The organism is Hoeflea sp. (assembly GCF_984452065.1).
The window spans coordinates 1-13,720 of the sequence record NZ_CFHWAF010000121.1 but is presented as its reverse complement, the minus strand read 5'-3'; the positions used below and the strand labels follow the sequence as shown (position 1 = coordinate 13,720).

Annotated in this window: 14 protein-coding genes; 7 read left to right on the top strand and 7 right to left on the bottom strand. The window is 63.7% G+C overall.

Translation table 11 applies throughout. The features are described 5' to 3' along the window. A partial coding sequence (locus tag AC5E6N_RS18905; RefSeq protein WP_491749272.1) for an alpha/beta hydrolase occupies positions 1 to 478 on the top strand: 478 nt, incomplete at its 5' end. Beyond that, positions 479 to 949, top strand: a complete 471-nt coding sequence (locus tag AC5E6N_RS18900; protein WP_491749271.1) for a DM13 domain-containing protein — start codon at positions 479 to 481, stop codon at positions 947 to 949. A gap of 153 nt (positions 950 to 1,102) precedes the next feature. On the opposite strand, the gene AC5E6N_RS18895 is transcribed toward AC5E6N_RS18900, so the two are convergent. Then, the gene (locus AC5E6N_RS18895) at positions 1,103 to 1,915 is read right to left on the bottom strand and encodes a creatininase family protein (RefSeq protein ID WP_491749270.1); all 813 of its coding nucleotides are present in this window, start codon (positions 1,913 to 1,915) and stop codon (positions 1,103 to 1,105) included. Between the two features lie 341 nt (positions 1,916 to 2,256). Here AC5E6N_RS18895 and AC5E6N_RS18890 point away from each other — a divergent pair, with 341 nt between their 5' ends. Then, a complete protein-coding gene (locus AC5E6N_RS18890) occupies positions 2,257 to 2,946 on the top strand; it encodes an MOSC domain-containing protein (RefSeq protein WP_491749269.1) in 690 nt (229 codons plus the stop codon). Positions 2,947 to 3,041: 95 nt separating this feature from the next. Here AC5E6N_RS18890 and AC5E6N_RS18885 read toward each other — a convergent pair whose 3' ends face one another. Genes AC5E6N_RS18885 through AC5E6N_RS18860 form a run of 6 tightly spaced genes read right to left on the bottom strand, consistent with a single transcriptional unit; the run spans position 3,042 to position 10,190 of the window. Continuing rightward, on the bottom strand, positions 3,042 to 4,409 hold the full coding sequence (locus AC5E6N_RS18885) for an FAD-dependent oxidoreductase (RefSeq protein WP_491749268.1): 1,368 nt from the start codon (positions 4,407 to 4,409) through the stop codon (positions 3,042 to 3,044). Then, the gene (locus AC5E6N_RS18880; protein WP_491749267.1) at positions 4,399 to 5,259 is read right to left on the bottom strand and encodes an isocitrate lyase/PEP mutase family protein; all 861 of its coding nucleotides are present in this window, start codon (positions 5,257 to 5,259) and stop codon (positions 4,399 to 4,401) included. The genes AC5E6N_RS18885 and AC5E6N_RS18880 overlap by 11 nt, the downstream gene beginning before the upstream one ends. After that, positions 5,256 to 5,876, bottom strand: a complete 621-nt coding sequence (locus AC5E6N_RS18875) for a cysteine hydrolase family protein (protein WP_491749266.1) — start codon at positions 5,874 to 5,876, stop codon at positions 5,256 to 5,258. The genes AC5E6N_RS18880 and AC5E6N_RS18875 overlap by 4 nt, the downstream gene beginning before the upstream one ends. Next, positions 5,873 to 7,936, bottom strand: coding sequence for a hydantoinase/oxoprolinase family protein (locus tag AC5E6N_RS18870; RefSeq protein WP_491749265.1), 2,064 nt, complete (start codon positions 7,934 to 7,936; stop codon positions 5,873 to 5,875). The genes AC5E6N_RS18875 and AC5E6N_RS18870 overlap by 4 nt, the downstream gene beginning before the upstream one ends. Beyond that, positions 7,933 to 9,627, bottom strand: a complete 1,695-nt coding sequence (locus AC5E6N_RS18865) for a hydantoinase B/oxoprolinase family protein (protein WP_491749264.1) — start codon at positions 9,625 to 9,627, stop codon at positions 7,933 to 7,935. Before AC5E6N_RS18865 ends, AC5E6N_RS18870 begins: the two co-directional genes overlap by 4 nt. Continuing rightward, positions 9,624 to 10,190, bottom strand: a complete 567-nt coding sequence (locus AC5E6N_RS18860; RefSeq protein WP_491749263.1) for a tautomerase family protein — start codon at positions 10,188 to 10,190, stop codon at positions 9,624 to 9,626. The genes AC5E6N_RS18865 and AC5E6N_RS18860 overlap by 4 nt, the downstream gene beginning before the upstream one ends. A 147-nt stretch (positions 10,191 to 10,337) precedes the next feature. On the opposite strand from AC5E6N_RS18860, the gene AC5E6N_RS18855 reads away from it, so the two are divergent. The 4 genes from AC5E6N_RS18855 to AC5E6N_RS18840 form a co-directional block, all read left to right on the top strand. Further along, positions 10,338 to 11,141: a GntR family transcriptional regulator gene (locus tag AC5E6N_RS18855; protein ID WP_491749262.1), complete on the top strand. Its 804-nt coding sequence runs from the start codon at positions 10,338 to 10,340 to the stop codon at positions 11,139 to 11,141. After that, on the top strand, positions 11,138 to 12,544 hold the full coding sequence (gene leuC / locus AC5E6N_RS18850; protein ID WP_491749261.1) for a 3-isopropylmalate dehydratase large subunit: 1,407 nt from the start codon (positions 11,138 to 11,140) through the stop codon (positions 12,542 to 12,544). The genes AC5E6N_RS18855 and leuC overlap by 4 nt, the downstream gene beginning before the upstream one ends. Continuing rightward, positions 12,544 to 13,155: a 3-isopropylmalate dehydratase small subunit gene (gene leuD, locus AC5E6N_RS18845; RefSeq protein ID WP_491749260.1), complete on the top strand. Its 612-nt coding sequence runs from the start codon at positions 12,544 to 12,546 to the stop codon at positions 13,153 to 13,155. Before leuC ends, leuD begins: the two co-directional genes overlap by 1 nt. A gap of 70 nt (positions 13,156 to 13,225) precedes the next feature. Then, positions 13,226 to 13,720, top strand: a 495-nt coding sequence (locus AC5E6N_RS18840) for a type 2 periplasmic-binding domain-containing protein (protein ID WP_491749259.1), incomplete at its 3' end; no start/stop codon positions are given.

Sequence of the window (13,720 nt, the reverse complement as noted above, 5' to 3'; positions counted from 1 at the left end):
GCGCGGGCTGGTGCTGATCAATCCCAATGCAAGCTGGGGCATGCTGCCGGAAACCGACGACGAGCGGGCCATCGCCCGCGCCTTCATGGAACAGGGCCCGTTCTGGAAAACACCGGTCCGCGTCGAGTTCGACCTCATGGCGCCCTTTGCCTGGAACAAGCTGGACGAAAAAACCCAGCGCGAAACATTCGACAGGCTCGGACCCGAATCCGGCCGGGTGATGTTCGAGATGTTCTTCTGGATGTTCGATGACCACCGCGCGGTGGCGGTCGACTTCGACAAGGTCACCTGCCCCGTGCTCGTCCTGTGCGGCGCCGAAGACCGCGCCGTGCGTCCGGCGGTCGGCAAACGCATCGCCGAAGCCTATGGCGCCAACGGCACCTATCATCTGGCCGAGAACCATGCGCATTTCCTGTTCATGGAGCCGGGCTGGGAGAACGTCGCCGGGGTCGCCGCCGACTGGATGGAGGGCATCTGAATGCGTCGTTTTATTCTGCTGCTAATTTCCCATGGCGCGGTGCTGGCCATCGGCTTTGCACTCGGCATCTATCTTCTGCCGATCATCACGGCGCCGCCATCACCCGATGCGGCCGTGCTTGAAGAACGGGCGCAGGCGGCGCAGTTCTCGGCCGAGTTTACCCGCGATTTGCGGGGCAGCGATTTTCTCCATTGGGGCGAGGGCAAAATCAGCCTGACGCCAAAACAGATCATCCATGAGGGCCGGCTGGCGCCGGGGCCCGATTACAAGGTCTATCTTGTCGATCGGTTTGTGGAACATGAGGACGAGTTCCTGCCGGTCAAGGACGGATCGGCGCTCATCAGCGACGTTAAGAGCTTTGAGGGTTTTCTCATCGATGTGCCGGAAGATATTGATATTACTCAATATACAACCGTTCTCATCTGGTGTGAAACCTTCGGCGAATTCATCACCGCCGCCAAGTATCGGTAAAGGGAACCGGATCCAGGACGCAGAAAGACAGCGCAAATCGATGCTCGTCACATGTCCAGTCACATCCGCTACGACATAGGTGTCATTGATGTCAGATGCCGGGATCAGCGCCCCGGCCACCGCTATTACCCGCAGCCGCTTTGATACCACGCGTCAGCGGTCGCGAAAGGCGACACCGGCTGTCCCCTCGCCGCGATTGTCGGCGGGCGGTGCCCAGGTGTCGGGGTCTGCGATCATCGCCGCGAGAGCATCGGCGGACGCCTCCAGCAACGCTTCGCCCTTGGCGGCGGTCGCCCTGGCAGGGAGTCCGGCAACGCCGTCGCCGGTCTGGTGGGCAAACGGCCGCCAACGGTAGGAGTGCTTTCCGGCCGCGAGGAATTTCAGATCGACCTTCGTGCCGATGCCGGACAGGTCCGCGGTGTCGACGAGGTCGGGCTCCAGCGCCATCATGGCCGATGTTTCGCCCTCACAGGCGTGCTGCAGATTGGGCTGATCTTCAAGCAGTTCGGCAATCGCCTCCGCAGCCTCATAGGCGTAGGTGGTCGCGACAAGGGTGACGTCGAGCTGCGGTGCATATTCATCGCAGAATTGCTGCATCGCCATGATGTTGCCGCCGTGGGAGTTGGAGATCAGAATGTCCCGGAAGCCGTGGCGGCTCAAGGATATGACGAGATCGCGCAGGACAAGGCGAAAGGTCTCGTGACTGAGGGTCAGCGTTCCGCCGAACGGCATGTGATGTTCGGAAAGGCCATGCCAGACAACCGGCGTTACCAGTGTCGGACGTTTCGCATAGGCCTTGCGCGCGGCGCGGACCGCCACCTCGTGACCGATGCGCGTATCGGTCATGACCGGCAGGTGCGGGCCGTGCTGCTCGATCGATGCGACCGGCAGGATGACGACAGGCTTCCGTTCGGCCATTGCCCGCAATTCATGCGCCTTGAGGCGCGCCCATTCCACTTCAGTCATTTTTCCAACACCTCCCGGATTTTTAACACAAGTAGCAAAGGCCGGCCGGGCTGTCTTCCCGTAGAACTACGATAGCGCAGGGCGTAAAAGGGGGAGAGTGACGCCCATCGACCCGTCCGCACCTGAAGGAAGAAGCCAATGATACCGACACTTGAGAGCGAGCGCCTTTTGCTGCGCGCGCCGGCGATGCAGGACTGGCCTGCCTTATGAAGGGCTGATGCTTTCGCAGCGCGCCGCCCATATGGGCGGTCCGTTTTTTTCCTTGAAGGCAGGACAGCGGCGTGATCTCAATGTCGGCGTCCACACAAAGATCAATCAAGAATGAAGCGAGGCCGCATAAAGTGTCCAGTTCTTCCGAGCCATCGGGCAAAATCCTGTCCCTTTTTATCGGAACACCCAAAGACCGATGGCCCGGCCGGCCGCCTTCGGCCATAGGAAAAGACCCCGTCGAGGGGCCGCTGGACCTTGGCGCAACCGGGTTCAGCGGCGACCGGCAAGCCGACCCTGCCGTTCATGGCGGCCCGGAAAAGGCCGTTCACCATTATGCTTCGGAACATATGGGCTTCTGGCGCGATACCTATCCCGATGAGGACTTCCCGTTCGTGCCCGGCTGTTTCGGCGAGAACGTCTCGACCACCGGCCTGAATGAAGAAAATCTGTGCCTGGGCGATGTGCTGTCGATGGGCACTGCCAGGGTCCAGATCTGCCAGGGCCGCCAGCCCTGCTGGAAGCTCAACGAGCACACAGGCATACCTTCGATGGCGCCGCGGTTTCAAAAAACCGGACGGACAGGCTGGTATTACCGTGTTATCGAGACCGGCACGGTCGAAGCCGGGGACGACATGATGCTGGTGGAGCGCCAGCATCCTGAATGGACACTGAAACGGCTTATAACAGCGCGCTTCGATCCGGAGCTTGCGGCTGAAGAAGCAAAGGCGCTGACCACGCTTCCCGCGCTCTCGGCAAGCTGGCGCGAGGCGTTTGAAAAGAAAAGCGGCAAGGGCTTTGTCGAAACGGGGAGCGGCGGTTGAGCGGAGCCTAAACGCTTCTGCCTGCCGATGCGGGCCGTGGTGCGGGTCCGGCCGCGCTGAAGCTGATCTTTTCCCGCCCGTTGCGGTAGCGGCGGCTACCGCGCCCTGCCGGCCAGCCAGCCAAGAACCACGGCGCTGAGCAGCCCGTTGCCGGAGAGATAGCCGCTGTCGCCTTTGCCGGAGACCCCGCAGGCCGCGCCGCCGGCGGCAAGGAGGTTGGGAAACGCAATGCCGTCCGTGTCCAGCACGCGGCCTTCCCCGTCGGTCCTCAGACCGCCCTGGGTGTGAAACAGGGCACCGGTGACGCGGACCCCGCAATAGGGCGCTTCAAGAGCGCGGTCGGCGAAGCTGCGGCCGAACGCATCGTTGCCTTCAGCGGGGATATCCGCAATCGTGCGGGCCAGGTTTTCAGCCGGCAATCCGAGGCCGGCGGCAAGAGCTTCAAGCGTATCACCGGTCTTTACGGCCCCGGCCGCCTCGGCCCGCTTGAAGTCCTCAAACTGGCGGGCGATATCGGCAATCCGCGCATCGAAGATCGCGAAGGCTTCACCGCCCGGCTGAGCAAGCACGGCCCTTGCCGCCTCGGAATAGCCCTGCGCCTCGTTCCAGAAACGCTGCCCGTCCTTGTTGACCTGCACACCGCCCTCGGTGATCACCGCCCAGGTGATCAAGACGCCATGGGGATGCGCCACATTGCCGTGGCCCTGATAGGCGCCCAGATGCCGCAAATCGGCACCCAGCTCCCGGTCCCACAACACGGCCTCGCCGCGGTTGCCGTCATGACCGAACCACAACCCGCCCTGGATATCGGGCATGTGCTCGCCGACCAGCTCGCGATTGCCGCCGAAGCCGTTGCAGGCAAGGATGAGCCGGCCGCAGCCGATCGTTTCGCCGATGCCGTCCGGCCTGACGACCAGAACACCGGAAACGGTTCTGCCATCATGGAACAGCACCTCGGCGCGCCGTTCGCAGACGATATCGATACCGGCTGTTTCGCAGGCCGCTCTCAGCGCATCGATAAGTTCCGCGCCCGAGCGGGTCGGCAGACCGTGCATGCGGCGGCGGCTGTGGCCGGGATAATCGAAATTCGCGACCACGGAAAACGGCAGGCCGTGGATTTCGGCGAGCCAGTCGACAACCTTCGGCGCGTTTTGCGTCAGCGCGTCGACCAGCGCTTCTTCGTTCTCGCCGTCGGCCTTGGCCTGAATATCCTGTCCGAACAGCGCCGGACTGTCGTCAATGCCGGCCGCAATCTGTGCCCTGGTCCCGGCAGCCGGGATAAGACCGGCGGAGAGCGCGGTCGAGCCGCTCGGCACCGCATCGGCTTCGACAACCAGCACGTCATGTCCGGCTTCCTTTGAGGACAACGCCGCCACGAGCCCGCAGGCGCCCGCCCCGATGATCAGCGTCTCGCACTCCAGGTCAAAACCTTCGGGCGGCGGCGCCGTCCGGTTACTCGGCATCGTAGGCCTTGCCCCTGGCGAGCATGTCCTCGGTTCCGATGACTTCGTTCAGCCCCGGAAAATCGAACATGCGATCGGCAAAGGGGCGGTTGCTGCCATGCTCGCCAAGGCTGCGGTAATAGGCCTGCGCGGTATGTGCGACGGCGCGGACGATGCCGCCCGGGAAAATCACGATGGAAAAGCCCTGATCCTGCAGATCCTTTGCACTGCTGATCGGCGTTGCACCGCCCTCGACCATATTCGCCAGAAGCGGCACGCGCCCGACGAAGTGCGTCGTGATCTCGTTCATCTGATCGCGCGATTGCGGCGCCTCGATGAAGAGCACGTCGGCACCGGCTTCGAGATAGGTTTCGGCCCGATCGATCGCGGCCTGAAGGCCCTCGACGGCAACGGCGTCGGTGCGGGCGATAATGAGCGTCTCGTCGGAGTGCCGCGCATCGGCCATCGCCCGAACCTTGCCGGCCATCTCGGCGGCGGGGATCAGGGATTTGTCGGCCAGATGCCCGCAGCGTTTCGGATAGGTCTGGTCCTCGATCTGCAGGGCGGATGCCCCTGCCCGCTCGTAGAGGCGCATGGTGCGCTGGGCGTTGAGCGCATTGCCGAATCCGGTGTCCGCGTCGATGATGACCGGCAGATCCGTGCGGTCCGAGATCAGCGTCATCGTCTCGGCCATCTCGGTGACCGAGGTCAGACCGATATCCGGACGCCCGAGCCGCGTATAGGCGACGGCGGCGCCGCTCAGATAGAGCGCCTCAAAGCCGGCCGCCTCGGCCAGCGATGCGGTCAGCCCGTCATAGACGCCGGGCGCCACGAGAATTTCCCTTGCCGCGATGCGGGCCTTGATGCTCATTTGCCGCCCTCCAGCCATTCAAGCACGTCGCCACAGGACATCTGCCCGGTGACCGTTGCGAGCGACGTGACGGTTGCGTCGTGGACCGCGTCAGAGAAAGCGGCGCAGCCATCCGTCAGCATCACGGTGTCAATGTTGCGCAGATGCGCGTCCCGCAAGGTCGAGGCGACGCCGCCATTGGTGACGATGCCGCCGACGATCAGGGTTTCAAGGCCCTTTGCGCGCATGATGTATTCCAGCCGCGTCTGGTAGAAAGCGGAATAGGCAATCTTTTCGATCACAAAATCGGCCGGCTGGAGTTCATCGACCAGCGTGTGACCAAAACCGCCGGGCGCAAAATCGCCCTTTCCCAGAAACGGACGAAGTTCCTTGAGATGCGGCGCGATCAGCGGTTCGCCGCTGGCGTCGGGCACCAGGGTGAACTGCGCTGAAATATAGGTGCCGCCTTTGGCGCGAAGCACCTTTGCAATCGGCGTGATGCGCTCGGGCAGCGCCAGAATGCTGTCGGCCGTCTGGTTCGCGCGGCCATAGGCGCCCTCAGGATGGAGAAAATCGTTCTGAAGATCGATCGTCAGAAGCGCGGTGCGCTCCGGCCTCCAGCTGTTCAGGTCACTCATGCGGAGGCCTCCAAAGTCTCGATTATCGTATTGCCGAAGCGGTCGACGCGCCCGCGAAGCCCGGGCTCGATCAGGACGGTCGTATCGGGCTGTTCGAGGATCGCCGGTCCGTCGATCACCGTACCGACCGGCAGGGCAAGCCGGCCGTAAATCGCTGTGTCGTGCCAGCTGTCGCCAAAGTGCACGCGGCGGGTGGTTTTCGGTTCAACCGGGCCGGCATTGCCGGGCGCCAGTGTTTCAAGGTCGAATTTCGGCCTTATGCCGGTTACCGCGCTGCGCAGGTTGAGGATGCGGCGAACGCCGTTTTTCAGAAGCCGTCCGAACGTCGCCTCATAGGCCCGGTCGAATGCGGCTTCAATCTCTTTTCTGGTCGGCGCGGTCACAACATGTCCGTCGGTTTTCACCGCGATGGGAACGGAAACGGTGTGGGTCTGGCCGACATAGGCCATGTCGAGTTCGAAACCGACCTTGCGGGCTTCGAAATTCGTGCGCGCCGCATCAAGCGACGCCATGCCCTGATCCGTGTGGGATTGCATGAACGCACCCAAAGCCGCCTCGTCCAGATTGGCGACGAGCGTGTTGATCGTCTGAACGAAATCCTGCCGCATATCGGCAATCACGCAGCCCATGGCCGAGGTGACACCGGGATAGCGCGGCACGATGGCGCGCGCGATGCCGACCTCGCTGAGCATGGCGCTGGCATGAAGCGCGCCGCCGCCGCCGAAAGGCATGAATGCGAAGCGTTTGGGATCGAAGCCCCGCTCGATGCTGACGAGGCGGATCGCCCCAGCCATGCGGGAGTTGGCGACGCGCAGGATTGCCTCGGCGGCATCCAGCGTGTCGAGGTTCAACGGTTTGCCGACATGCGTATCGATGGCGCGCGCCGCCGCTTCCACATCCAGCCGCTCCAGCTTGCCGCCGATCGGATTGTCCGGATCGATACGGCCGAGGACGACATTGGCATCGGTGACGGTGGGACGATCATTGCCCAGGCCATAGGCCACCGGCCCCGGGTCGGAGCCGGCGCTTTCCGGCCCGATGTTCAGAAGGCCGCCCTTGTCGACCCAGGCGATGGAGCCGCCGCCGGCGCCGATCGTCGTGATCTCGATCATCGGCGCGCGCACCACCATGCCGAAATCGATCGAGGTCTGCGGCGAGAGCATGGACTGGCCCCCGGCAATCAGCGAGACGTCGAAACTGGTTCCGCCCATATCGCCGGTGATGACATTGTCGAAACCCGCCGACGAGGCGATGTATCCGGCCGCAATGACACCCGCAGCGGGCCCCGACAGCGCCGTGCGGACCGGAAGGCGGCAGGCCGTCTCCACCGCCATGACACCGCCGTTCGACTGCACGATCATGAATTCGCCGTCGAACCCGCCGGATTTCAAAGCCGCCTCGAGCCGACCGAGATAACCCGACACCTCGGGCTGAAGATAGGCATTGAGCGCGGTGGTGGAGAAGCGCTCGAACTCGCGGATTTCAGGCAGGATTTCCGACGATGCGGAGACATGCGGATTGGGCCAGATTTCGCGCACGGCCGCCACCGCTTCGGCTTCGTTTTGCGGATTTGCATAGGCATTGGCAAAGAGAACGGAAACGGCCGCGCATCCCTGTTCCAGAAGCCTCGCGGCGGCAACCCGGACCGCATCGATATCGACCGGCGTTCGGATCGTTCCGTCGGCAAGCGTGCGCTCGGGCACTTCCAGCCGGTCGCGCCGGTCGACGACGGGTTCAAAATCGCCCCTCAGCCCCCAGGTGCGCGGTCGGTCGCGGCGACGCATCTCAAGGACGTCACGCAGGCCCTCGGTGCAGATCACGCCGGTCTTTGCGCCCTTGCGCTCGAGCAGCGCGTTGGTGCCGGCCGTCGTGCCGTGAACCACGACGGAAATCTCGGAAAGGTCCTCAACCTCCTGCCCGATCCCGTCGAGAAACCCGCCGGACTGGTCCGGTCGTGTGGTCGGGACCTTGGCGACGCTGGCGGTGCCTGCCGCCTCGTTGAGGACAAAGACGTCGGTGAATGTGCCGCCGACATCGACGCCGATCATGCGCCCGCTCATACCGGGACCTCCCGCCACGCGTCGCCGTAAAGCCGGTCCGCCTGATCGGGGCTGACGAGACCCCGCGCGACATCAAGCGCGACATCGGCGGCCTGCCGGTCCTTGGCATGTCCATAACCGCCACCGCCCGGCGTTTCCAGGCGCACCGCCTGACCCTGCCTGAGGCGAATGCCGCGTATCTTGGAGGCGAGCGGCGGTTGCCGCCAGCCGTCGTCCTGTTCATAGGAAAAGACATTCAACGCCGCGTCCTGACCCTCGGCGATGCCCTTCGGGGCAAAACGCCCGCGCTCGCCGAAAAGAAAGGCCTCGGCGCCGTTTTCCTCAAGCACCTCGATTTCGTAGACCGCGCCCATGCCGCCGCGATTGGCGCCGGCGCCGGCGCTGTCGGCGCGCAACGCCCATTTGCGGAACATGACAGGGTAAGCCGCCTCCAGGATCTCCATCGGCGGGATCGTCGCCGTGGAAATCGGCGCATTGCCGTGATTGAGGCCGTCGGTTTCGGGCGAGCCGCCATGCCCACCGCCATAGAAGCTGAACATGACCCAGGGCTGGCCGTTGCTGCGCTTGCCGGCGATCGACAGCGCATTGATCGTTCCATAGGCATTGGCGACCACCCGGTCCGGCGCGGCCTTTGCAAAGGCGGAGAAGACGACATCGATCATGCGCAGGATGGTTTCGGTGTAACCGCCGGTCGGCGCCGGGAATTGGGCGGCAAGGAGCGAATCCTCCGGCACCTTGACCTCGATGGGGCGCATGACGCCGGCATTTGCGGGAAGCGCCGGAAAGATGTGCTTGATCGCCACATAGGCCGTTGCAACGGTCGTGGGCAAGGCGATGTTGACCGGGCCGGCGCATTGCGGGGCCGAACCTTCAAAATCGAGAATCATCCGGTCGCCCTTAATTTCCAGAGCGACACGGATGGCCAGCGGCTCGTCGGTGATCCCGTCATTGTCGAGAAAATCCTCGGCCTCCCAGCGGCCGTTCGGCAGCGCCTCAAGCTCGGAGCGCATCAGCGCCTCGGCCCGGTGACCCAGCGCATCGAGCGCGGCGCGCACGGTCTCCGCGCCATATTCGTCCAGCAGTTCATCCATGCGCCTTATGCCGAGATCAAGCGCGCCCATCTGGCCATTGAGGTCTCCCATGGCCGATTGCGGCAGGCGCGTGTTGCGCAGCAGAATGTCGATGATGTCCTGATTGACCTCTCCACCGCGCGCCAGCTTGACCGGCGGCAGGACAAACGCTTCCTGGAACACCTCGGTGGCGGCGGGATTGTAATTGCCGGGCACCGCCCCGCCGACATCGTGCCAGTGGCCGACGGAGGCGAGATAGCAGAACAGCTCGCCGTCGCGGAAATAGGGACGCACCAGCCGCATATCGCTCAGATGGGTGCCGCCGATATGCGCATCGTTGAAGATATAGATATCGCCGTCCGAGAGGTCGCCGTCGGCGGCCGCCTTCTCGATCACGGCCTTGACGGCGAAGGACATGACGCCGACGAAGATCGGCAGGCCGGACTTGCCCTGCACCAGCGTGTCGCCGCTTTGCGCGTGGTACAGTCCGTGGCTCGCATCATGGGCCTCGGCGATGATGGGATTGAAGGCGGCGCGAAACAGCGTCGCGTCCATCTCATCGGCGATCTGCTCCATGCGGCCGGCGAGGACCGAAAGTGTGATGGGATCGATGTCGGTCATCCTTGCGCCTTCGTTTCGGCAATGTCGTTCCAGACATCCTGCCGGGTGATCCTGCCGGCGACAATCTCGAACCTGTCCAGAAAGCGGATGCCGGCAAATGCCGTGCCGTCGGTCCATTCGCCCGAGAGCGTTCCGCGGCAATAGACGACGGTCGCGGCGCCTTCGGTCTGCACGGCATCGAAACCTTCATAGTCCTTCCTGACAAAGCGATAGCGCGGTGCTGCCCATTCCAGCAACTCCTCCAGCCGCGTCATCGGGCCGGTTCCGGGAAAAACCATGGTGAAGCTTTCATCCAGGAGCGCCTTCGCATCATCGATTTCCCGGCGCTCCATTGCTTCAAGATAGGTAAGGATCAGTTCGCACGGGTCGGGGAGTGCCGGTGCCGGGCTCCGGCGGCTTCGTCCGCGCATGTAATTGTCGGCTTGCATCTCATGGATCACGACGGTGACCGCCTCGGGCACGGCCGGCACCACGAGGCGCACCGCGTCCGTCAGCGCCTCTCCCAGCCGGCGTTTTTCATCCGGCCCGTATCCCTCCAGAACATGCAACTCGACAATCGGCAACGCATCCTCCCGCACTCAATCTGTATTATAGATAATACATTTCATATGCATTTGTTAATACCAAAATTTTGATTCATAAAATACATTAGCTTGATTTTCTGAAAAGCCGATCTACCATATAGCGGAGAATTTGAGGAATTCAGGCCCATGGACAGACGCGGAACCACAATGCTTCCTGAAGGCGCCAAGGCGCGCCGCGTTTACCTGTCCCTGCGCGATCAGATTGCCGACGGCCGGCTTGGCGTCGGCGAGAACCTTCCCGGAGAGCAGCGCCTTGCCGAAAGTTTCGGCGTGTCGCGCGTCACCGTGCGCCGCGCGCTCGACGTGCTGGCCGATACCGGCCTGATCGTGCGCCGCGCCGGCAGCGGCTCGACCGTCAGCAAGGCCGATGCGCACGAAAAGCCGGTGGCGATGGATTTTACGACGCTGATGCCGCAGCTCGCCGAGATGGGGCAGAGCACGACCGCGCGGCTCCTGTCTTTTTCCTACGGTCCCGCGCCGGAAATCGTCGCAAAGGCAATGGATATCGGCAGGAGCGACAAGGTTCAGATCGCAACGCGCATCCGTATCGCGGACGAGGTCCCGTTCTCGCATCTGACCACCTATGTTCCGGCATCGATTGCCCAGAACTATTCCGAGGACGATCTGGCGACCACGCCGCTTTTCAAGCTGCTTGAGCGCAGCGGCGTCCAGATCAAGGACGCGCAGCAGTCCGTGTCGGCCACCCTTGCCGGTCCCGATGTCGCCGAGGCGCTCGGCGTCGCGGTGGGTTCGGCGCTGCTGTCGCTCAAGCGTGTCGTGTGCGATATGGACGGCAACGGCGTGGAATATCTCTCTGCCCTCTACCGCCCCGACATGTTCCGGCTCGACATGTCGTTGACGCGGGTGGGCAGCGGCGGCGCGCGCCATTGGGAGCCGGCCATCGGCCAAAATGACGGCGGCGGCACATGAACGCGCCCGCGACCCTTCTCGACAAGATCTGGTCCGGGAACGAGATACTGCGCCGGGCCGACGGCACGTCGCTGCTCTGGGTCGACCGTCATCTGGTGCATGAAGGCTCCCATCACGCCTTTGCCAAACTCGCCGGACGCGGTGAAAGGGTGGCCGAGCCCGCCCTGACGTTCTGCGTCGTCGATCACTATGCGCCGACCCGCGACCGGGACGGCCGGCTGGCCCCGCAGATCGCCCATATGATCGAGACCTTGCGCGACAATGCCGCCACGCACGGCCTGACGCTCTTAGACCTCGACGATCCGCGTCAGGGCATCGTCCATGTGATCGGCCCCGAACAGGGACTGACGCTTCCCGGCCTGTTGATCAATTGCGGCGACAGCCACACATCGACCCATGGCGCCTTCGGCGCCCTCGCCTTCGGCATCGGCGCCACCGAGGTGGCCCATGTCCTGGCGACCCAGACCGTGTGGCAGAAAAAACCGGCGGCGATGCGAATCACGATCGACGGTAGCCTCGGACCGGGCGTTACCGCCAAGGACATCGCGCTCAACTGGATTGCGAGCCTCGGCACCGGCGGGGCGCAGGGCCATGCGGTGGAATATGCCGGCAGCACGATTGCGGATCTGAGCATGGAAGGGCGGATGACCCTTTGCAACCTGTCGATCGAGGGCGGCGCGCGGTTCGGCATGATCGCACCGGACGAGACGACACTGTCCTATATCAAGGACCGCCCTTTCGCCCCGAAGGGCGATGCGTGGGCCAAAGCCGTCGAGGCGTGGAACGATCTTGCCTCGGACGACGGCGCGGAATTTGCCCGCGAGGTCGCCATCAAGGCCGGGGACATCGCCCCGACCGTCACCTGGGGCACCAGTCCCGAACAGGCGGTGCCGATCGACGCGGTGATACCGGACCCGGCAAAACTCGCGGCCGGGAAGGCCGACGCCGCGAAGAGCGCGCTCGACTATATGGGCCTTTCCGCCGGACGGCCGATCGCCGGAACGCCGATCGACCAGGTGTTCATCGGATCGTGCACGAACGGACGGATCGAGGACCTGCGCGCCGCGGGAGCGGTTCTTGCCGGCCGGAAGGCAAAGGTGCCGGGGCTGGTTTCGCCCGGTTCCGCCATGGTCAAGGCGCAGGCGGAGCGGGAAGGTCTCGACCGGATCTTTTCAGAAGCCGGCCTGGAATGGGCCGCGGCGGGCTGTTCCATGTGCGTTGCCATGAACGGCGACCATGTGGCCGCCGGCAAGCGCTGCGCATCGTCGACCAATCGCAATTTTCGCGGCCGCCAGGGCCGCGGCGCGCGCACCCATCTGATGTCGCCGGCGATGGTGGCGGCGGCGGCCGTCACCGGTGCCATCGCCGATGTGCGCCCCCTGTTGATGGGGAGGGCCGCGTGATGGCCGGCTGGAGCACACATGAGGGCCGGGCCGTGCTTTTGCCGATCGACCATGTGGACACCGATCAGCTCATCCCGGCGCGCTTCATGTCGGTGCCGCGCAGCGAGGGTTACGGCGACTATCTGCTGCACGACCTTCGGCGCGACCATGAAGGCGAGTTGCACCCGGATTTTCCCCTCAACCGCGTCGCCGATGCCAGCGTTATCGTCGCCGGGCACAATTTCGGCAGCGGTTCCTCGCGCGAAGCGGCCGTTTACGCGCTGGTCGATGCGGGGATCCGCGCCGTCGTCGCGCCGAGCTTCGGCGATATCTTTGCCGGCAACGCGGTCAATAACGGCCTGTTGCCGGCGCGGATCCGGGCAGAGGACGCGGCTTTGCTTGCTGAACTGCTTGCCAGCGAACCGGCCGATGCGCGGATCGATCTGGAGACGCTGGAGATCGGCATCGGGAAAGCGTTTGTGCCGTTCGTCCTGGACGATGGCTGGCGCACAAAACTCATCAAAGGCTGGGACGATATCGATCTGACCCGGCAACAGGCGGCGCATATCCGCGATTTCCGGGAAACACGAATGCAATCCGCACCGTGGGCGCAGCCCGCAGCGGCGGATTGAGCGGCGATGACGGAGGCAACGCAAACATCCGGACATTGCCAATAAACCAATGGAACAACGGAGGAATGGAATGAATAAGATATTGATTGGCGGCCTGGTCGCCGGAACCACGCTGTTTGCCGCGATGGCACAGGCGGAAGACAGGATCTCGGCGGTCCACGCCTTCCCCGAAACCCTGATCTACACAAAGAGCTTCCTGTCCTTTGTCGACAAGGTCAACGAAGCCGGAAAGGGCGTCGTGCGGATCGATGTGCGCGGCGGCCCGGAAGCCATCGGCATGTTCCAGCAGCCCGATGCCGTCCGCGACGGTGTCGTCGACATGGTCTATACGCCGGGATCGTTCTACGGCGGCGCTCTGCCTGAGAAGGACGCCATGGTCGCATCCAACCTGACGGCCGTGGAGACACGCCAGAACGGCGGTACCGATCTCATCGATCAGATCCATCAGGAAAAGATGGGGCTGAAATATCTCGGCTGGTTCGACAGCGGCGTCTGCTATAATCTGTGGACCCGCGAAGAGCCGAGCTTCGACGATGCCGGAAATCTCGAGGTCGAAGGCCTGAAG